Genomic DNA, 21,480 nt, shown 5'->3' on the forward strand with positions numbered 1-21,480 from the left:
ATGTGTGAGCGAGCTTAATCGGGATAATCTTGCGCAGTTTAATACTTCTATCTTAAACAGCTTGAAGGGGGATCCCTGCTAACGAGTGCGGCATTCAACCCGCATTTCCTTTTCATTCCCCGCCAGATATACGCAGTTCAGCGCCTGGGGATTAACACCAGGGGAAGTTTCTAATGAAAAAGAGAGGACCATACGAGGGCTGTTTGGCTGCTCATGCTGTATTGCAGGCCTGGTTCGGCTGCCCAATGCATAGGATAAAAGTGAAACCGTCAACAGTGCAATAAACGCCGCCAGATACTTCAATATTCTTCCCCACGGCGTTAGCGTGTTTCGCCTGGAATCAGCCAAAGCCGTTTCGCTTAATATCGGACTCATGAGGGAATAACCTTCCGACACCGTTGCATTTTCAATAATTTCATCGGCCATATGATTTAATTCACCCTCAGATAGATCACGATTGAAAGTTTCAGCATCATCATTCCCAGGAATAATCTCCGTAGCGACGGCAGATTCCCCTGTCGATATAAAGTTAAAAATCGTTTTATCTTCCACCTTATAACCAAGACGAGGAATGGTCCTGATGAGAGCATGTTCCGTGTCGCCAATTTTCTGGCGAATGGACTTAATCGTCTGATTTATTGTCGAGTCTGAGCAATAGGTACCTTTCCAGATAGTCTCAATGATTTCAGAGCGGCTCACCAACTCAGGCGACCGGTTAACCAGCAGGGAAAGGATCTGAAGCTCTTTCCAACGCAGGCGTGAACGCTGCCTGGAGGGGAGCAAAACATCAAAATTTATGATTTTTATTTCCTTTTCAGCGTCCACTTTTCATTTCCCTTATGAGTCTATAGCGTTCTCATTTGTATAGAAATATGAAAAAATGTTCAAGAATTTAAATATAAAGTCAGTGAAATAGACTTAATTTATATTTCACCTACTTTTCATAACTTAGTGAAATCATGCAACCCATTGAGAAAAACCCATCCATCTCCTAGACAATGGATAATTCAGACATAAACACCCGCACCAAGGATTAGGGGTTTTCTTTTCTGATGACACCGTGGACATTAAGATTTCACAATAGATAAAAATGGAATCATCTTATCATTACTCAACAAAATAAAGGCTATATTAATATATACCCAAGAAATGCCAATTGTCGGTAATATTGCACAGTCTGGTTCAGGCAAGATAGCGATGAATTCACCGATTGGCTATCAGTGAAACAACCTGTAGGAATTGAGAAGCAAAACACTCCCCGGCAAGCGGGGAGTGTCAGATTACTGACAGGCAATGTTGCTGAATGGGTAAGCGTCGCACATGTTCGACCGAAGGGGTGCGCAGCCTGCCTCCGCTTAACCAAACTAGCGTGAAACCTTTTTACGGCCGTAAACGCCCCAGGTCACCACGACACACAGAATATAAAACACCAGGAAGATCTTCATCGCCCCAGCCGGTGAGCCAGTCAACGCCAGCGAAGTACCAAACGCCTTGGGAATAAAGAACCCCCCTGCCGCACCAATCGCCGAGATAAAGCCCAAAGCCGCAGCCGAATCGGTTACTGCCTCGCGCTGTGCCAACTCATCGCTTCCTCCTTCGGCTTTCACTCTGTCCACGGTGATTTTACGGAATATCACGGCGATCATCTGGAAGGTCGAGCCGCTGCCCAACCCGGCGGTGAGGAACAGCACCATAAACACGCCATAGAAGGCCATAAATGAACCCTGATGATCGCTACCCGGCAAGGTCATGAACAGCAAGGCAGCGAAAATAGCCATGACGATAAAGTTCAGCAGCGTCACACGAATACCGCCAAAGCGATCGGAAAGCGCCCCACCCACGGGACGAGCCAGCGCCCCAAGGAACGGCCCGAAGAAGGCATAATGCAGGATCACCACGTCCGGAAACTGGGTTTTCGCCAGCATGGCAAAACCGGCAGAGAAACCAATGAAGGAACCAAAAGTTGCCAGATACAGCAGGCTCAAAACCCACAGATGACCCCGTTTGAGTACCGGCAACTGTTGGCGCAAAGAAGCCTTTGAGGCGGCCAAATCGTTCATACCGAACCAGGCCGCCAGCGTTGCCACCAGCAGGAAAGGCACCCAAATCCAGGCGGCGTTTTCCAACCACAGCTGGCTGCCGTCTGGCTGTGTCTGCCCAGTGCCGCCCAGGAAGCCAAACATGGCGAGCGAGATGGCTAACGGAGCCACCAGTTGCATCACGCTGACACCCAGATTTCCCAGACCGCCATTCAGCCCCAACGCGCCACCCTGCTTAGCCTTCGGGAAGAAGAAGCTGATGTTCGCCATGCTGGAGGCAAAGTTGGCCCCAGCAAACCCACACAACAGCGCAATAATGATAAATACGTTGAATGAAGTGGTCGGATCCTGCACCGCATAACCCAGCCACAGGCAAGGCACCAGCAGGAAACAGGTGCTGATGGCTGTCCAACGGCGGCCACCAAACATCGGGATCACGAAGGAATACGGCACGCGCAGGATCGCGCCGGAAACCGAAGGCAATGCGGTCAACAGAAACAGCTGATCGGTGGTGAAGTTAAAACCCACCTTGTTCAGATTAACCGCCACGGCGCTGAACAGCATCCATACGCAGAAGGCGAGCAACAGGCAGGGTATGGAGATCCACAGGTTGCGGCGGGCAATGCGGTGCCCACTCTGCTGCCAGAATTCGCTGTTCTCAGGTTGCCAGTCCTGAATAACCGCACCCGTTTTTTTTGCTAAAGGCGTTGCAGATTGCGACATAATAACCTCAGAAACACGGTGATAACTGCGCACACCCTAGTTGATCCCCTCAAGCGGTAAAGTTGACGCAAATCAATGAGCAAGCAGGTAGCTCATGGCGGAAAAACCTCATGCATCCCTTAGTGAGTAGCCAATCAAGGCTAGCTAATCTATTGGTATTCAGCAGGTTATACCACAGTAGTGAGAAAGGTTTGGCAATGGCTCAGGCTGCAGGAAACTAAGGGGTACTTCGTTAGGGGTATGGGGTTACGCCGGGGGATGAGGAAAAATGGCTGCTATTGACGTAATTTGGCGGCCGGAGTTGCAGGTATCTCCTCTCTGGTTTCTGCTGCTCTATGGGAGATGCGTATTCGATGAAACGCTTGCTGGCTCCGCTTTCCATCGTTAACCAGGTTGCCCTGTTAATGCTACTGTTGGGAGTGCTGGGTATCGCCGGAATGAGTATTTCCGCCTGGATGTCACAAAGCATTCAGGGCAATGCCCATGCCATCAACAAAGCAGGCTCCCTTCGGATGCAGAGCTACCGTCTGCTCTCCCAGGTCCCTCTGGATGCCCACAGTGACATACTCATGCAGGGATTGGATCAGGATGAAACCAGCCGCGACTTGCAGCAGGCGCTGGAGCGCGAAGGGTTAACCCCACAGTTGCTGACGCTGCGTGACTATTGGCTAAACCAGCTGCAACCACGGCTGCGTCAGGCGCAACGCCCCGCCGATGCGGCCCCCCAAGTGGCCCATTTTGTCAGCCTGTTGGACAAGCTGGTTTCCGATATCGATCATCAAACCGAACGGCGCTTGTTGATGGTGACGCTGGTTCAGGGGGGATTTATCGCCCTGACGCTGTTGCTGCTGGTCGGCACCATCTGTTATCTACGCCGCCGTTTGCTGCACCCTTGGCGTCAATTGGTGGCATTGGCACTGGCGGTTGGCCGCGGTGATTTCAGCCACCGCTTTGCCCAACGTGGGCATCAGGACGAGATGTCTTCCCTCGGCGCTGCGCTTAACACCATGTCCGACGAGCTTGCCACCATCTATGCCAGGCTGGAGCAACGTGTCGCAGAAAAGACCGCCGACCTGCAACAGAAAAATCAGGTGCTGGGCTTTCTGTATCGCACCAGCCGCCAGTTACACACCAGCGAGCCGATCTGTAGCCGCCTGACGCCGATCCTCAACCAGTTGCAAACGCTGACGCCGCTACACAGCATCCAGGTACGGCTGTATGAAAACAACAGTCAGGAACAGTTTCTGCAATTAAGCGGGAACCAGCCGTTGAGGCCGGAGTATTGCCATAATCCGGTCTGTAGCGCCTGCTTAAGCGAACATCAGCCGCATAGTCAGGGCCATCCTTCTCTTAGCTGGAGCCTGAGTGACCAACTGGGCAATTATGGCATCGTCGTCGCTCAACATGATCCAGAACAACGGCTAAGCGATGAGCAATGTCAGTTGATGAATACCCTGATGGAGCAGTTGACCAGCGTATTGGCGATAGAACGCCAGGTTGACCACCAGCAGCAGTTGATGTTGATGGAGGAGCGGGCCGCGATTGCCCGCGAGTTACACGACTCCATCGCTCAATCCCTCACCTGCCTGAAAATGCAGACCAGTTGCCTGCAAATGCAGGGGGGCGAACTCCCTCCGGCCAGCCTGGCGCTGGTGCAACAGATGCGTGAAGAGATCAGTGCCGCCTATCGCCAGTTACGCGAGCTGTTAACCACCTTCCGCCTGCGATTGACCGAACCTGGCCTGCTGGCGGCACTACAGTCTACGGTGCAAGAATTCAATCAGCGGCTGGGGATCACCATCGAACTCGATTATCAGTTAGGCCCACGTAGCGTACCGGCCTATCAGGCGATCCACCTGCTGCAGATCGCGCGTGAGGCATTGAGTAACATTCACCAACACGCGCAGGCCAGCCAGGTCACGATTCGGGTGATAAACCTTAAGGGGGAAGTCACCCTAAGCGTCAGCGACAATGGCCGCGGCCTGCCAGATATCAGCGAACGGCCCGATCACTACGGCCTGATCATCATGCGCGATCGCGCCAAAAGCCTGCACGGCCAGTGCGAAATCTTGCCATGCAGCGGCGGCGGCACCGAAGTACGGGTGACGTTCCGTCCGGATAACTCTGCTATCGAATAAGGAAATATTATGACGACCGAAGAAGCTGCCACCATACTGCTGATTGACGATCACCCCATGTTGCGTAACGGCGTCAAGCAGTTGATTAGCATGGATCCACGGCTACAAGTCATCGCCGAAGCCAGCAATGGCGAACAAGGGGTGGAGCTGGCGGAGCTGCACGATCCCGACCTGATCCTGTTGGATCTGAACATGCCCGGAATGAACGGCCTGGCAACGCTGGATCGCCTGCGCCAAATCGCCCTTTCCGGCCGCGTGGTGGTGTTCAGCGTCTCCAACCATGAAGACGATGTGGTTAGCGCACTAAAACGCGGTGCCGATGGCTATCTCTTGAAAGATATGGAACCAGAGGAACTGCTCAAGGCGCTGCATCAGGCGGCGGCAGGGCAAATGGTACTGAGCGAAGCATTGACGCCAGTGCTGGCGGCCAGCCTGCGGGAAAACCGCCCGGCGGTAGAACGCGACATCCAGCAGTTAACCCCGCGCGAGCGGGATATCCTCAAGCTGATCGCGCAGGGGCTGCCAAACAAGCTGATCGCCCGTAAACTGACCATCACCGAGAGTACCGTCAAGGTGCACGTGAAACACCTGCTGAAGAAGATGAAACTGAAATCCCGCGTAGAAGCCGCCGTTTGGGTGTTGGGCAATAAGAAAGATTAGTTACCCTGTGGGTGCAACGGCCCGGTAACCGCAGGGATTGCCGGTGGCTGCAGGGTTTGCGGCGGCGGTAACCCAGGCTCCCCTTCAATAGACAAGCTCAGGGGAGCGGTAACCTGTAGCGTGATCCAGTTCGAGGTGGCTTTCTGCTGCTTTTCATCCTCAAGGGTGACGGACAGTTGGTAGTGATTGCTGGCCCCTGGCGTCTCATCCCACGCGGGCACCGTCAAGGTCCACCCCTGTGGATCGTTGATATTCGCCGGCGGCGTCAAGCTGACAGCCTGAGTATCCCCTTGCCAGTTGACCGCGGTGATCTTATTGGCCGCTTTGATTTCCAGCACCAGCGGCAGGGTTTCCCCTGGATTCAGGCTCCATGACGGCGTCGCCAGAAACACCTGCAACGTTTTGCTTTCGCGGAACTCCAGCACCGGCACATTATTACGCTCAATGCTGTCATAGCGGCTACCGCGCAATGATTTTGCCTGTTCCACGTAATACGGAGAAATCTGTTTGATCAGCGGTACGCCAAGGCGGTAGGTCATGGCCAGCTCGACCTTGTCCTGGGTGTCGCCCACATTATCCAGTTTGTGCAAGGCTTTGACCGTGACCAACGGGACCGGCGTATAGTTGAGCCCCACCTGCATAGCGCTAGGATCCGTTTGTTTGTTGCCATTGCCTAGCAGATCGACACTGGCGCCGCGATACTGTTCAAAGCTGAGTGAGGCCCCAAGCTGGTGGTAAAACGGCAGATAACCTTGCGTGGTAATGTCGTAGCCACGCGCCGGACGGCCGAGAAAGACGGCATTATTTGCTTGTGGAGAATATGACGACAGCGGGTGGTAATAGTTGGCCGATAAGCGTAGATAGTCACCCCAGGCTTCGGCACCGATGCTGCCACGGTTGCGCTGATTCTGGAAATCAGTGTCGAGCACGGAGTTGTAGCCCAGCAGCCAATCCCCCACCATCCAGCGCTGCCCCAGGCCAAAATTACCCTGTGAACCGTTAGCCTTTTGCAGATAACCCACCTGGCTGTAGGTCAACAAGCCATCCACGTCATAGAGCGGGCTGAACAACTGACCGCTGCTGCCGGTGAAATCCCCTTCAGGTGTGACCGCAAGCGACAGTTTAGCGGTGCCAAGTGGTGAAAGTAGCTCCTCGGTCTCCTGCTGAAGGACAGAGCTGGCCTGGTTGGTCAGGTAATCTTTGGTATCGGCGCGCGCCCGCTCGCTGGATATCTGGTTAAGATTCTGCTCTGCCAGCTTTTTCGCCCGCGTAGCCCACTCTTTTTCTTTTTCGGCATCGTTGACGCCAGCGCTGCCCAACTCCGGCAGCTCTTGCGCCGGAGATGCCTGCGCCTTGACCTCACTGACCACTGCCGCTGGCTTTTCTATCGGGGTCACGGCCGCAGGCACTTGCGCAGGGATGTCCGCCGCATTTGCCACCGCCGGTGGAGCAATGGTCTGGGCCTCTGCGGGTGGTGCTGCTGCCTGGGCTTCTGCTACCGCTGCCGGTGGTACTACCGTCTGGGCTTCTACTGCAGGTGCTACTGCCTGAGCTTCGGCTACCGCTGCCGGTGGTACTACCGTCTGGGTTTCTACTGTTGCTGTCGGTGGCGCTTTAGCCAGATCGTCAATCACGCTCGTCCCGATAGAGGGAGCTTCCACCGTGGACTCAGCTTCGCTTTTCGCTGCAACGGGTGCCTCTGCCTGGGCGCCAGCCACGCCAGCTCCTGCCGGGGGAGCTTCCGCCTGGGCGTTAAACATCATCACCGGTAAAGCTAATAACCCGAGTAAGCGCGTGCTGGATAACAACTGTGACATCTTTTGCTGAATAACCTTGGTCATAACCACGTTTGCCCTTCGTCTTCCTTGCCGCATGGCAAACTCACCTCGTTGGCGCTACCGTTCCGGCCGGTAGAAAAAAACTGTCGCACAGCATAATGCAACCTGAGGCCATAGGGTAAGCGATCGGCAAAAAGAAGCCATCGGAAAAAGCTGTTATCGAGGTTTTCAACCAAGGGGTATTACCCGCGATAAAAAAGACGTCCGAACAGCACATTCCACCATTGGGGCAAACGTGCTGCACGGACGCCTGTTGAAATTCATCACGGATATTCAACGTTTCCGCGTTTTAAAGTAAGCAGTTGGCATGCCAGTTTGCCAAGCTACAGATTTTAGAAGGTTATTGCCGTGCAATCTGTAATCCCCCCCTCACTATTGCACAGTCATATGGCGCGTTTGCACCATTCCAGCGCATTACAGCCTCAGATCTGATAGTCGATAACCGGTTCCAACTGATCGGAGAACACTTTCTCTTTAATTTCCGTGAGCGACAAAGTGGGATTACATAGCTGGATAAACTGCCAGGTATAGTTACGTTGTAACTGACCGCGTTTCAGGCCCAACCAGACGGTATTAGGCTCAAACAAATGTTCGGCATTGAGGCTCACCAACCCACGATCGCGCTCTTTTTCAAACGACATATCTGCCAGAATGCCCACACCCAGCCCCAACTCAACATAGGTTTTGATAACGTCAGAATCCTGGGCGCTTAGCGCGATATCCGGCGTCAGCCCCGCAGCTTTAAATGCCGCATCCAGCCGTGAGCGCCCGGTGATCCCCTGGCGGTAGGTAATCAACGGTAACGTACTGAGCATTTCCAACGTGACCAGCGGCTGGCGTGTCAACTCGTGGCCTTCCGGAACCAGGATCGCATGGTTCCAGCGGTAATAGGGAAAAGCAGCCAATGACTCTTCGCTCATCAGGCGTTCACTGGCGATACCGATATCCGCTTCGCCGCAGGCCAGCATGGCGGCTATCTCCTCCGGGCTCCCCTGATTAAGCACCACGCGCACCTGCGGATACAGCGCCCGAAACTCCTTAATCACCCCCGGTAGGCTGTAGCGGGCCTGGGTATGTGTAGTGGCAATATGGAGTTGCCCCGCATCTTTACTGCTGAACACATCGGCCAGACGGCGGATATTATTGGCATCATTGAGGATACGCTCCGCAACCACCAACAGCTCTTTGCCTGGTTCAGTCATGCCTAATAACCGTTTGCCACGGCGGATAAATATCTCTATCCCCAGCTCTTCTTCCAGCTCACGAATATGACGGCTAACCCCAGACTGTGAGGTAAATAACGCATTCGCGACGTCAGTCAGGTTGTAGTTGCAACGCGCTGACTCACGAATGATTTTTAATTGCTGAAAATTCATTCCGTCTCCTTCTCTCCCCAAAACCGTTAACAATATTGATACGGAGTCTGCGCAGACAGAACAAATAAGGAATAATCTTTACTTATAGCTTTTCATGCTAAGTGCATTTTTTATCATTAAAAATTCATCGCTGCTTTTCTTAAAATTATAAATGGCTTTAAAATTAACAAGATAAATAACCATCTTGTTATTATGGTTAAATAACTTATGCAGCAAAAAGTTATTACCTAGAGAGATAAGATATATCAACGCGAGAGTTGTTGAAGCCTTTGGGGCGCGCAATACGACGCCCCGGCGGTAACTGAGGGTCAGGCCGTGGCTTCTCCACCTATTGGCCCTGAGGTGTTTTGTTGCAGCCACTGACGGACATAGCCGACCAGATCGCCGATGCAGTCATCCTTCATGCCGTGATTTTTCAGCTCGTTGTCCAAGGCAAACAGATACTGCGCATTGGTGCCCAACGGGCCGCTGGCGCTGGCGATCAGCGGAGCGATCACCTGATGGCTGGTATCCGCTTCAAATAGCGGATGCTGCGGGTTCATCACAAACACCAAGGCGGTAACGACGCTGCCGTCGTCCAGCGTCAGCTCACACCAGGTTGGCAGATAACAACCGGTGATCATCTCACGCTTCCACAGTAGTTCCAGCTCTTCACGCAGCTTATCTTCCGGCAAGCGGAAAGCCAGACCGGTGGTTTGCCCCCCTTCCTGCAGAGCAAGCATGCGCCCTGGTTGATGTAGCGTGCCACGCCCGGCGGTCAAACGCAGGCAAAATGCCCGATGCCAGCCTTGCAGCGTCGCCGGGCGCACCTCTTCGGATTCAAATACCGGGTTCCACATCAGTGAACCATAGCCGAAAACCCATACCGGGCTATTATCCGGCCGTCTGGAGAGCGTACATGTCAGTGAGGCCGAGCGCTGTTCCGGTGTCAGCAACAGCGACTCTTCGATCGTGCCGAATGCCGTTTTGCAGTCTGCTTTTTGCAGAAAATCTCGAGTTAACACCTAATACAACCTCCTGGGAATAGGATTGCCCTAAACCCTTCGCCACTGTGTATGCAATTTCTTTTTTGGGATTCGGGGCGGGTTTATTTCCACCGCCCAGCAAAAAATATATACCCTATGGATTTCAAGTTGCAGCTAGGCAACAAGCTTACTCATTCCCAGGAGCTTACTTTTGGGTAAGTGACTGGGGTGGGTAAGTGCAGATAACAACGCTGCAACTTGAAAGACGACGGGTATAAATGACCATATTCTTTTCTGACCTTTCAATCAAGTTTCCAGGCATATTTAATGTGAAAAAGTATTTGTACCCAGAAGCAATAATAATTATAGCCGTAAAACTTTACTCTTCCCCTGCGTTTTGTTAACAGAGCTCAGCGTTTTAACCGCAAAAAAATACAATCCGGGCGGATCGCGCCGCTTGGCCTGATGCGCCACACCAATCAGCAAACAATTCTCATTATCAAATGGCGTGATATACTAGCCACAGAATGATAAAGGAGAGTCCTGTGACAACCGAAACCCCACGCAGCCGCGCCCCCTATTTGATCGAAGTTACCCGCTTACGCGACATCACGCCGCACCTGCGCCGTATCACCTTCCGCGCGCCAGACCTGCGTTTTTACCCTGCTGAAGCCGCCGCCGCACATATCAAGGTGTTCTTACCGCTCGCAGGCCAAACGCAGCCAGACCTGCCCACGCTCACCGAGAAGGGCCCGGTGTGGGCCGCCGATGCCGTGCGTCCACTCATTCGCACCTACTCTATTCGAGCCGTTCGCCCGCAACAGGGTGAGATTGATATCGAATTTGCCCTGCACGACCACAGCGGGCCAGCGGTGAACTTTGCACGTCAGGCCAAGCCGGGGGATAAAATTGGTATCAGCAACCCTGGCGGCCCCAAGCCAATGTTGCCAGAAGCCGACTTTTACTGCCTGGCAGGCGATCCTTCATCGTTACCGGCCATCGCCGCACTGCTGGAAAACCTGCCTGCACGTAGCGAAGGCCACGCTTTTATCCGTGTCGATACCCCTGCGGACGTTATCGATCTGCAAAAACCTGCCGGTGTTGAGCTAAGCTGGATCATTGGCGGCACGGAGAAAACGGCCGATCTCATCACGCAATTCTGCGCCTTGCCGCTGCCACAAAGCGGCACCCAGTTCTGGCTGGCAGGTGAGGATCGCCTGGTGGTCGAACTGCGTCGTTACCTGCGTCGGGAGCGCCAATGTGAGCGTAATCAGCTTTATGCGGTGCCTTACTGGCGTGAAGGGTTAAATGAGGAGGGTTACCACCAGAAAAGGCACGATATCATGGATAACATTGACTCCTGAACGCCATTATCTGCCTTATTTTCCGTTGAAAATGCCGGTTAAGCCCCATTTATAGGCGTTTAACAAGTAATGGCTGGTGTTTAACGTAAAAGTAAGTAAAAAAAACCGCATCAAATGCGGTTTTTTTGTTACTCTTATCGCATAAAGCAAGGTTTTGCTTTCTAAAAACTAAACACAACATCACATTATTACTCGGCGTCATGCGCAGAGTGTATCCTATTATTATTAACAACTTTCTGGATACGCTGACCCTAACTGCAGGTGAACAGCGATGACGGGCCACGCAGTTTGAGAAGGAGATGTACCGTAATGAAGTCGCACAACGATCCTGGCCGATCCAAATCTCGCCACACAGAGTATTCCCTGATTTTCCCTATCGCCGCGCTGGTTGTGCTCAACTTGTGGAGCGGTACCAGTAGTTTCCCACTGATCGTAGCCATCAACATTATTGCCCTGGTCGGTATCCTCAGCAGTGCTTTCAGCGTGGTACGCCATGCCGACGTACTGGCCCACCGCTTGGGTGAACCCTACGGCTCGCTGATCCTCAGCCTTTCAGTCGTAATCCTGGAAGTGAGCCTGATTTCGGCACTGATGGCAACCGGCGACGCGGCCCCGGCCCTGATGCGTGACACACTGTATTCAATCATCATGATTGTGACTGCCGGACTGGTTGGGGTTGCCCTGCTGCTTGGCGGGCGCAAGTTTGCTACCCAGTACGTTAACCTGGGCGGTATCAAACAGTACCTGATGGCGATCCTCCCACTGGCGGTCATCGTACTGGTGTTGCCAAGCGCCTTGCCTGGGGGCAACTTCAGCGTGGGCCAGTCACTGCTGGTTGCGGCCATCTCAGCGGCAATGTACGGCGTGTTCCTGCTGATCCAAACCAAAACCCACCAGAGCCTGTTTGTTTATGAACATGAAGATGACGATGGCGACCCGCACCACGGTAAACCCTCGTCCCACAGCAGCCTGTGGCATGCCGCCTGGTTGATCGTGCATCTGGTCGCGGTAATTGCCGTAACCAAATTCAACGCCAACCCGCTTGAGGGCTTGCTCACCAAGCTGAACGCACCAACCCAGTTCACCGGTTTCCTGGTTGCATTGCTGATCCTGTCCCCGGAAGGGTTGGGCGCTTTGCGCGCGGTGTTGAACAATCAGGTGCAGCGCGCCATGAACCTGTTCTTCGGCTCGGTGCTGGCGACCATTTCACTGACGGTGCCAGCGGTAACGATTATTGCCACCCTGACTGGCCAGACGCTAATCTTCGGCCTGCAGCCACCGCATATGGTCGTAATGCTGACGGTGTTGATATTGTGCCATATCTCGTTCTCTACCGGCAGAACCAACGTGTTGAACGGCACCGCACACCTGGCGCTGTTTGCCGCTTATATGATGACGATATTTGCCTGATACCAAGCGGTTGCAAAACATCAGCGGGGCGCATTATTTGCGCCCCGTTCTATTTAAAATGCGAAGAAAATCAGTGCAGCGATCCCGCCAAACAGCAGCCATTTGATAATGTAATAGCCCGTCTTGTTCCAGGCTTTTAATCGCTTGCCAACCTTACGCACGGCATAGATATATTTGAACAGCCGATTGACGCCGCCGGTACGATCGCCCTCTTCATTCGGTGCTGTCGCAGCACTCATCAAATTACGCCCCAACCAGTGATTCACCGCCTGCGCCCAACGGTAACGCATTGGCCGTTCGATGTCGCAAAACAGGATCAAACGGTTTTCCCCGCTCTGATTTTCGGCATAGTGCAGATAGGTTTCATCGAACATCACCCCTTCGCCGTCACGCCAGCTGTAACGTTCGCCATCCACTTCGATAAAGCAGCGGTCATCATTCGGCGTGATCAAGCCAAGATGATAGCGCAGCGAACCGGCATAAGGGTCGCGGTGGCGTGGCAAGCGGCTGCCATGGGGTAATTCGGCAAACATCGCGGCCTTCACCGAAGGCAGGCTGCGTAACAGCGCAGTGGTTTGCGGGCATAACGCCATTGCCGAAGGATGGTTATCCTCATACCACTTCAGGTAAAAGCGCTTCCAGCCGGTTTTGAAGAAGGAGTTGAATCCGGCGTCGTTAAACTTGTCCGACGCTTTGATTTGCTGGATCTCCATCAATTGCTTCCCTTCTTCACGAATGGTCTGCCAGTTGTCACGCAGGATAATAAGATCGGGAAACTGCTCCGGTTGCAGGTAAGGCGTGGTCGGCACCCGTGAGAACAGGTACATAAATACGTTCAGCGGTGCGGTAAAGGTGGAATGGTCGGAAAGCTGACGCCAAAAAGGATAGCGAACACGGCCACGATAATGAATGTAAATAACGCACAAAATTAATAAAATCAGAATGATATATTTCATGATGACTTCAGAACCCCAAAATACGACCATGAGTATGCCGAGCACGGCACACAACCCAACGATTCCCTATCCCGTTAAGCTCGGTTTAACGGTCGGAAGATACCAATAGTTAACGTTATTGAAACTAAAATTCTATACAAAAAGCCGCAAAAATTTACACAAAGCTTAAACGAGAATGGGATTTACGCTAGGGAAGGATCGAACGATTTATCAGAGTCAGATTGGGTGGAGTAAATGAACACACGGGGAGAAATAGCGGATTGTCGGTCAGGCAATCGAGCTTCCCCTCACCCCAACCCTCTCCCGCAGGGAGAGGGAGCTGATCCAGAGCCGTAGTCAGGTATAGAAGACAGTCTGTAGCTTATTCACGCAAGGGATTGATACGGTGCTGTATTTAGTTATAGGAAGCCATCTGCAGCTTATTCACGAAGGAAATCGATACGGTGTTGTAAACCGGTAAAGGGGCCAATTGGTAGCACGGCCAGTCCCCTCTCCCTGTGGGAGAGGGTTAGGGTGAGGGGACGATCGCCGTAGCCAATGCCCCACCCTTTTCTAGCAAATCACTTCCCCTTGCCAAGGTTATCGGCAAAAACCCGCTGCCGTATCTTGCTGACATCGACATCACCAATATAGCGCGCAATCCCGGCATAATATTTTTCATGATAGCCATGCTCCGGCTTTCTCAATTCGGCCAGCACCGCAGGCTTATCCGAATATTCAAACACCAGGCGATACATTGCCACCACTAGCCCGGTACGATCGCTGCCGTGCCAGCAGTGAACCAACACCGGTTTCAGGGCAAAACGAATTTCTCTGAGCGCCGTCACCACGATGTCGTCATTAATTACGGCGGCATTGATCGCCACCCGGCGCAGAAGCAAGCCTGTGCCTCTCGCTTCGCTGTCGTCGTCATGCCACTGGCGTAAACTGAGTACGGTTTTGATGCCCTGCTGCTCGAGCGTTTGCATCTGGGCAGCGGAGGGCTGAGAGGAGCGGTAGAGTTCTGGCGAGACCTGATGGTAGTTCTCTGGGGTCGTGGCATTTACCGAGGCAGTAAAACTCCCCACCAGCAGCATCGCGCCCAGTAACCACGTTCTCCCTACGCTGGACCGCCAGCGCTGAATATCGTCCATAATAGTATTCCTTAGTGATCCTGCAATTTATTGTACTCAAATTGGCCGCAATGGCGCAGCTTTATTGATGTAGGCTACTGGCACTTGCAGCCAACAAAAAGGCCACCGAAGTGGCCTTTTGCAAGCTTTCAGACAAATTAATCGTAAGCATTAAGCGTGCGTTGGCACAAGGCAGAGCGCACACAGTCCTGTTTGTCGAAACGAATAATGCCGACCATCTCGTCCTCTTCGAAGCGCTCCAGCGCGTCGCTAAGGCCGGATTTCACGCCGCGTGGCAAATCGCACTGGGTAATATCGCCGTTCACGATCACCGTGACGTTCTCACCCAGACGGGTCAAAAACATCTTCATCTGGCTGGCCGTCACGTTCTGGGCCTCGTCCAGGATGACTACCGCATTTTCGAAGGTACGCCCGCGCATATAGGCGAAAGGCGCGATCTCTACCTTGCCAATTTCCGGGCGCAGGCAGTATTGCAAGAACGACGATCCTAAACGGCGTAGCAGAATGTCATACACCGGCCGGAAATAAGGGGCGAACTTCTCAGAAATATCCCCCGGCAAAAAGCCGAGATCTTCATCCGCCTGCAGAACCGGACGAGTGACGATAATCCGATCCACCTCTTTATGTATCAGGGCTTCAGCTGCCTTGGCTGCACTGATGAAGGTTTTACCGCAACCGGCCTCACCCGTAGCAAATATCAACAGCTTGTTTTCTATGGCTGATAAGTAATGACCTTGAGCTTCGGTTCTAGCCTCGATGGTAGAAGTATCCCGGCTGTCACGAGCCATGCCGATAGATTCCACACCACCCATTTGTACCAGCGAGGTCACGCTTTCTTCTTCACGCTGGCGATGACTACGAGCGTCACGACGAATGACGCGTTTGGCTTCACGACGTGCTTTGATCACTGCTTTCTGTCTTCCCATAGTGGCACCTTACAGTTTGTTTCACCTACCGCAGGGCAGCAAACACCGAGCGATTATGTTACACACGTATTAGGTTGTGGCCCCCTTTAAAGCCATTGAATGACGTGAACACCTAGCCGCCAACGGGCGCGGCTCTTTTTCACAGAACAACGAGATTGGTACAAAACAGGAGTGTGTGTCAGCCGGATTAATGCGAAAGGAAAGCCAAGAGTCGGTCAGAAATTGAGAGTCGTAGAGAGAGCCCTCGTTACAACGAGAAATCAGGGAAGGTATGTTATTTGTTGTTTGTAGCCCAACCAAGGACTTTACCATTAGCGATCCCCGCAGTGATATTTACAGCATTGAGCTGTGCACCGTGTGAAAACTACCGCCAGATGATTACAGTATAATGACATTCAACCGCGCCGCGTTGCTAAAATGTAAAAAAATTTAATATTTTTTGTTTTAACTCGCTGCAATACCACTATATCAAAGCGAAAGCGACTTGGCATTAATTTATTTTATTGTTAAATATCAATTAATTGATATTAATCCCGGCGAATGACATTTAGGTTGCCGGATTAAAAATTGAGCACATAAAAAAGCGCAGCCTTTGCGCTGCGCTTCTCTGTTTTGCTGAAAAACTTAGCTGTTCATGCCTGCAGCAAGCCGCTGGCCAAATAATCGCCACGGGTCTTGACGCCCGGTAACACAAAGAAATAGCCGCCACCGATAGGCTTGACGTATTCCTCCAGCGCTTCACCATTCAAACGTTTCTGCACCGTCAGGAAGCCCTGCTCCAAGTCGGCCTGATAACAGACAAACAGCAGGCCCATCTCCAGTTGCCCCGAATTGGAAACGCCCAGCGAATAACTGTAACCACGGCGCAGCATCAGGCTGCTCTGGGTTTGCGGTGTGCGCGGGTTGGCCAGCCGAATATGGGCATCCAGGGGGATCTGCTTACCTTCCGGATCCTTGGCATAGTCCGGTTCGTCATGCTCGTGCTTCATCCCCAACGGCGCACCGCTGTGTTTTTCACGGCCAAAGATGGTTTGCTGTTCCTGCAATGGCGTACGATCCCAAAATTCGACGTGGAAGCGAATGATACGCGCGGCCTGATAACTACCGCCAACGGCCCAGGCAGGTTCCCCCGCTTTATCACCGACCCACACTACCTTATCCATTAACGGCTTATCGCTGGTTTTTGGATTGGCGGTGCCGTCTTTGAAGCCCAGCAGGTTAATCGGCGTCTCTTTGCCCCGGCTGCGGGCCGAGTGTGCCGAGATAAAACCTTCCCGCTTCCAACGCACGCTGAGCAAGTCTGGTGAATGCTTGATGATATCGCGCAGCGCGTGGATCACCGTTTCATTGGTATTGGCACAAATTTGCAGCAGCAAGTCACCATGACACAGGGCAGCATCAAGTGAATCGTTGGGGAAACGCGTCATGGTTTGCAGGTGCAGCGGTTTCTGCGCCTGCAAGCCAAAGCGCTCATCAAACAGCGAGGTGCCAACGGAAACGGTGATGGTCAGGTTATCAGGGTAAATTTCCGGCCCCATGATGCCCGAATCCAACGGTGGCAGCTTGGGATCGACCTCCGGTGCCTTACCGCCGCTGGTGAGGAACGCGATACGGCTGGTCAACAGACGAAATAGCCGTTCAAGATCCTGTTTGTTGGTCGCCAACACATCGAAAGCCACCAGCATCATGGCCGCTTGCTGTGGCGTCAAAATACCAGCTTGGTGCTGGCCATAGAACGGTTGTTTTTGCCAGCGTTCGTCCTGCGAGGTAGCCAGCGGCTCTTCTGCAGCCCGGGCCAGGGATGGCCCCGCCAACGCCAGAGCACCGCCCATCATGCCCAAACCCTGCAACAACCGCCTGCGCGAAGGCGAAGCGGCCTGCTCATCTTGAGGAAACGGCCCGTTTTGCGGGCCGGTCTTGAAGTTCATCATGCTCAGCCTTAATCCAGACCCAGTACGCCACGCAACTGTGACAGGTCTTCTGCCAGCGTAGTGATCGGCCCTTTCATCGCATTACGATCCGCGGTGGTCAGCTTCTCGTAAGACTCATAACCCTCTGCGGTCTTGTATTTAGCCAGGATGGTATCGACGGTTTTAAAGTTGGCGTCAATCTTCGCCAGCAGCGGTTGATTGGCCTTTTCCAACAGCGGACGCAACAGGTTCACAATCTTCTGGGCGCCATCAACGTTGGCCTGGAAATCCCACAGGTCGGTCCGGCTGTAGCGGTCTTCTTCACCACTGATCTTGCTGGCCGCCACTTCTTCAATCAGGCCAGCAGCACCACCCACCACTTTGCTTGGCGGGAAAGTCAGTTCACCGATACGTTTTTGCAACTCCAGCGTGTCTTTGTACAGACCGTCGGCATACTCATTCATGCCCTTGGTGGTGTTGTCGGCGAACAACGCTTTCTCCAGACGGTGGAAGCCGGTGAATTTTGGATCTTCGGCTTTTTTCTCATAGTCGTCTTCACGGGCATCGATGCTGCCGTCCAGATCGGAGAACAGCTCGGCAATCGGTTCAATACGCTCATAGTGCTGACGGGTTGGCGCGTAAAGCTTGCGAGCCTGGGCCACATCACCGGCTTTGATCGCATCGGTGAACAACTTGGTCTGCTTGACCAGCCCTTCAACTTCCTTGATGACATAGACTTTATATTCGGCAATCGGCCCCACCAGGTCCATCACATTCGGTTTGCCATCAGCTACCGTACCCGCAGCCGTGACGACAAGCTTGCCTTTCGGGTTGCTCAACAGCCCACAGGTCATGTCATATTCGCCCGGCTCGAGGTTTGCCGTCATTTTCTGGGTGAAACCTGGCGCGATATTTTCACGCTCTTCCACCACCATCACGCCTTTGAGGATTTCCCACTCCAGGTTTTTTTGGCTGGTGTTATGCACCACAAACTGGGTTTTACCGGCGGGCAGGGTCAACTGCATCGGCTCACACTGTTTGTCGTTAACGGTCACCAAAACCCGAGGGATATCCGCCGCCAGCGCGTTGAGGCTCAGCGCGAAAGCAGGAACGGCCAGTAATGCGGCGTGCAATGCCTTGCGGCGAAATAACGGAGTAGACATACGGAATTCCCTATTAAATTAGTGATGTGTCTTGCGTTGCGCCGGGATCGTAGAGGATTCGGAACGCTGCGGCAGGAAAAAGAAAATCAGAGCAGGGATCAGATACAGGAAATAGACCGCCACTTCGCTGACCGATGGCGCTTCCTGATAGCCAAACATTCCCTCTAACAGGGTGCCCAGCAGTGAATGCGTGGATAGCTGGTTGCTGAGGTCGAACGAGATATCCTGGAAGTGGTTCCATAATCCAGCCTCGTGGAAGGCACGGATCGCCCCGGCGGCCAAGCCCGCAGCCACGAACAGAATAAACAGGCTGGTCCATTTGAAGAACTTGGCCAGATGCAGTTTGATACCGCCCCAATAGATCAGCATGCCCACCACGATGGCGCACGCCAAGCCGAGCATGGCACCGATTGGTGCGGCAATGCCCACATCCTGCTGAAACGCTGCCAACAGGAAAAACACCGACTCCAGCCCTTCACGGGCAACGGCAAAAAACACCATCGCCACCAATGCCCACCCTTGCCTTTTGCTCGAGTTGAGGGCGTTATCGATCGCCCCTTCAAGATGTACCTTCACCGAGCGGGAAACCTTGCGCATCCAAAACACCATATAGGTCAGGATGCACACCGCCACCACCGCAACCAGCCCTTCGAACAGCTCTTGCTGTTTTTGCGGAAACTCGCCGGTGGTTTCATTAATGAAGATACCTAACGCCAGGCACAGAGCAACGGCGACGATCACCCCAATCCATACCACACCAAGCCATTGACCGCGTTGAGTCCGCTTCAGATAGCTGGCGATCAAACTGACGATCAGCGCAGCCTCCAGCCCCTCACGGAACATGATAAGGAAAGGAACAAACATAGAATATTAACCCCTGAAAAGGCACTTGTAGTCAGCCGCTGGCACTGGGTTGACCGAGACCGCGACTATGTAAAAAAAAGTAAACCAGAACGATAGTGATTATCATTCTACTGAAAAGAAAAACAAGAGGCGGAAATGTGATTTTTATTAATCAAATGTCGCTAGTTGTTACAGCTTGATGAGACGAGTGATGGGGAAAGCGGATCTCTCCCCGATTGCCGGGGAGAGATTAAGGCGGATTTAGACCGTTTTGAACTCGGCCTCTGCCAGATCAAAACGTTTAGTGATAGTTGCCGAAGGCTGGCGACCCATCAGGCTAACCACCACGATGGCGATACAGCCAAACGCAAAGCCAGGAATGATTTCATACAAATCCAACCAGGCGTAATGCTTCCAGACGATCACGGTGATTGCCCCCACCAGCATACCGGCCAGCGCGCCGTTACGGGTCATACGCGACCACATCACCGAGATCAGCACCACTGGGCCAAATGCGGCACCAAAACCGGCCCAGGCATAGCTTACCAGACCCAACACGCGGTTCTCTGGGTTAGCCGCCAGAGCAATCGCCACCAGCGCCACCACCAGCACCATCGCACGCCCTACCCACACCAGCTCACGCTGGCTGGCCCCTTTGCGCAAGAAGGCTTTGTACAGGTCTTCGGTGATCGCACTCGAACAAACCAACAGCTGACAGCTCAGGGTACTCATCACCGCCGCCAAAATGGCCGACAGCAAGATCCCGGCAATCCATGGGTTAAACAGCAACATGGCCAGTTCGATAAAGACCCGCTCGCCGTTTTGCGTCACATTGCCCGCTTGATCCGGGTTATTGGCAAAGTAAGCGATGCCGAAGAAGCCAACCGCAATGGTCCCCGCCAGACAGAGGATCATCCAGGTCATACTGATGCGGCGAGCGCTACGGATGGTACGGTGGGAGTCCGCCGCCATAAAGCGCGCCAGAATATGCGGCTGGCCAAAGTAGCCCAGGCCCCAGCCCAGCAACGACAGGATCGCCACCAGATTCAGCCCTTTCATCATATCCAGATTGGCCGGGTTTTTAGCCGCGATCACCAACATTGAACTGTCGATGCCACCCACGGCGAAGATGACGATCACCGGCGTGAGGATCAGCGCAAAAATCATCAGGCTGGCCTGCACGGTATCGGTCCAACTGACCGCCAGGAACCCGCCAATAAAGGTATACAAGATGGTGGCGGCTGCTCCGGCCCACAGCGCGGTAGCGTAGGTCATACCGAAGGTGCTTTCAAACAGGCGCGCACCGGCCACAATGCCGGAAGCACAATAGATGGTGAAGAACACCAGGATCACGATGGCGGAAATCACCCGCAGCAGTTTGCTGTTATCCTCAAAACGGCTGGTGAAATAATCCGGCAGCGTCAAGGCGTTGTTGTTGGCTTCGGTATGGACGCGCAACCTCCCTGCCACCAGCTTCCAGTTCAGGTAGGCACCGATGGTCAGCCCGATGGCGATCCAGCTCTCCGAAATACCGGAAAGGAAAATCGCACCTGGTAACCCCATCAGCAGCCAGCCGCTCATATCGGATGCTCCGGCGGAGAGCGCGGTCACCACGCTGCCCAGGCTGCGGCCACCCAGAATGTAATCGTCAAAGTTGTTGGTGGCCCGATAGGCCAGCAGGCCGATCACTACCATCCCAAGAATGTAGACCACGAAGGTCACCAGCATAGGTGTGTTCATTATCTTAAACTCTCCAATTCTTATTCCCTTCTCCCTTTCAAGCCGCCGTATGTTAGCAGCCTATTGAAAGTTATCGGGTATTTTTATGTCAGTAATTTCACCCGCCAAGTGCCGGAACGAGGCGCATTGCGATGGTGGCGAGCGAACAGCGTTTATACCCATCATGGTCTGAACGCTGGCTATCCTAGTTGAGGCAGTCAACAACCAACAAGAGATTTAACAAAAAAGTCACACGAAACTCACGCCAGCTCACATTTATTGGCTGTCAAGGTTGTACTCGTCACAGCAGGAGTGAG

16 protein-coding genes are annotated in these 21,480 nt (G+C 53.2%); 4 read left to right on the top strand and 12 right to left on the bottom strand.

Annotation, left to right across the window (positions count from 1 at the left end):
• Window positions 1-78: 78 nt before the first annotated feature.
• Together N6G83_RS28950 and N6G83_RS28955 are read right to left on the bottom strand one after the other, a co-directional pair.
• Entirely contained in the window at window positions 79-825 is a 747-nt protein-coding gene (locus N6G83_RS28950) for a transcriptional regulator (RefSeq protein WP_211134381.1), read from the bottom strand.
• A gap of 539 nt (window positions 826-1,364) precedes the next feature.
• Window positions 1,365-2,762 (bottom strand): NarK family nitrate/nitrite MFS transporter, encoded by a 1,398-nt coding sequence (locus tag N6G83_RS28955; RefSeq protein WP_024529759.1) that lies wholly within the window; start codon window positions 2,760-2,762, stop codon window positions 1,365-1,367.
• Between the two features lie 353 nt (window positions 2,763-3,115).
• Between N6G83_RS28955 and narX the strand changes: the two genes are divergently transcribed.
• Together narX and narL are read left to right on the top strand one after the other, a co-directional pair.
• Window positions 3,116-4,900: a nitrate/nitrite two-component system sensor histidine kinase NarX gene (gene narX / locus N6G83_RS28960; RefSeq protein ID WP_211136359.1), complete on the top strand. Its 1,785-nt coding sequence runs from the start codon at window positions 3,116-3,118 to the stop codon at window positions 4,898-4,900.
• A gap of 9 nt (window positions 4,901-4,909) precedes the next feature.
• Complete coding sequence (narL, locus tag N6G83_RS28965; RefSeq protein ID WP_024529761.1) at window positions 4,910-5,560, top strand: two-component system response regulator NarL; 651 nt, start codon at window positions 4,910-4,912, stop codon at window positions 5,558-5,560.
• Here narL and N6G83_RS28970 read toward each other — a convergent pair.
• The 3 genes from N6G83_RS28970 to N6G83_RS28980 all read right to left on the bottom strand — a co-directional run bounded on the left by N6G83_RS28970 (window position 5,557) and on the right by N6G83_RS28980 (window position 9,778).
• Window positions 5,557-7,401, bottom strand: a complete 1,845-nt coding sequence (locus N6G83_RS28970) for a YchO/YchP family invasin (RefSeq protein ID WP_248006675.1) — start codon at window positions 7,399-7,401, stop codon at window positions 5,557-5,559. The genes narL and N6G83_RS28970 overlap by 4 nt on opposite strands.
• A 419-nt stretch (window positions 7,402-7,820) precedes the next feature.
• Window positions 7,821-8,774, bottom strand: a complete 954-nt coding sequence (gene cbl, locus N6G83_RS28975; protein WP_065684236.1) for an HTH-type transcriptional regulator Cbl — start codon at window positions 8,772-8,774, stop codon at window positions 7,821-7,823.
• Window positions 8,775-9,082: 308 nt separating this feature from the next.
• A complete protein-coding gene (locus N6G83_RS28980; protein WP_024529763.1) occupies window positions 9,083-9,778 on the bottom strand; it encodes a gamma-glutamylcyclotransferase in 696 nt (231 codons plus the stop codon).
• Window positions 9,779-10,284: 506 nt separating this feature from the next.
• Here N6G83_RS28980 and N6G83_RS28985 point away from each other — a divergent pair.
• Both N6G83_RS28985 and chaA read left to right on the top strand, forming a co-directional pair.
• Entirely contained in the window at window positions 10,285-11,103 is an 819-nt protein-coding gene (locus N6G83_RS28985) for a siderophore-interacting protein (protein ID WP_024529764.1), read from the top strand.
• A gap of 309 nt (window positions 11,104-11,412) precedes the next feature.
• Window positions 11,413-12,513 (top strand): sodium-potassium/proton antiporter ChaA, encoded by a 1,101-nt coding sequence (chaA, locus tag N6G83_RS28990; protein ID WP_024529765.1) that lies wholly within the window; start codon window positions 11,413-11,415, stop codon window positions 12,511-12,513.
• A gap of 53 nt (window positions 12,514-12,566) precedes the next feature.
• Here chaA and lpxO read toward each other — a convergent pair whose 3' ends face one another.
• The 7 genes from lpxO to putP form a co-directional block, all read right to left on the bottom strand.
• Window positions 12,567-13,469 carry a lipid A hydroxylase LpxO gene (gene lpxO / locus N6G83_RS28995; RefSeq protein WP_024529766.1) on the bottom strand — a complete coding sequence of 301 codons (903 nt, stop codon included), beginning with the start codon at window positions 13,467-13,469 and terminating at the stop codon, window positions 12,567-12,569.
• Window positions 13,470-14,029: 560 nt separating this feature from the next.
• Window positions 14,030-14,602 carry a tyrosine-protein phosphatase gene (locus tag N6G83_RS29000; RefSeq protein ID WP_211136358.1) on the bottom strand — a complete coding sequence of 191 codons (573 nt, stop codon included), beginning with the start codon at window positions 14,600-14,602 and terminating at the stop codon, window positions 14,030-14,032.
• 137 nt (window positions 14,603-14,739) lie between these two features.
• The gene (gene phoH, locus N6G83_RS29005; protein ID WP_021180979.1) at window positions 14,740-15,528 is read right to left on the bottom strand and encodes a phosphate starvation-inducible protein PhoH; all 789 of its coding nucleotides are present in this window, start codon (window positions 15,526-15,528) and stop codon (window positions 14,740-14,742) included.
• Window positions 15,529-16,160: 632 nt separating this feature from the next.
• On the bottom strand, window positions 16,161-17,456 hold the full coding sequence (gene efeB, locus N6G83_RS29010) for an iron uptake transporter deferrochelatase/peroxidase subunit (RefSeq protein WP_211136360.1): 1,296 nt from the start codon (window positions 17,454-17,456) through the stop codon (window positions 16,161-16,163).
• 11 nt (window positions 17,457-17,467) lie between these two features.
• Window positions 17,468-18,601, bottom strand: a complete 1,134-nt coding sequence (gene efeO / locus N6G83_RS29015; RefSeq protein ID WP_211136357.1) for an iron uptake system protein EfeO — start codon at window positions 18,599-18,601, stop codon at window positions 17,468-17,470.
• 18 nt (window positions 18,602-18,619) lie between these two features.
• The gene (efeU, locus tag N6G83_RS29020) at window positions 18,620-19,465 is read right to left on the bottom strand and encodes an iron uptake transporter permease EfeU (RefSeq protein WP_211136356.1); all 846 of its coding nucleotides are present in this window, start codon (window positions 19,463-19,465) and stop codon (window positions 18,620-18,622) included.
• Between the two features lie 240 nt (window positions 19,466-19,705).
• A complete protein-coding gene (putP, locus tag N6G83_RS29025; protein WP_211136355.1) occupies window positions 19,706-21,184 on the bottom strand; it encodes a sodium/proline symporter PutP in 1,479 nt (492 codons plus the stop codon).
• Window positions 21,185-21,480: the final 296 nt, after the last annotated feature.

The organism is Serratia sp. PL7 (assembly GCF_945957435.1).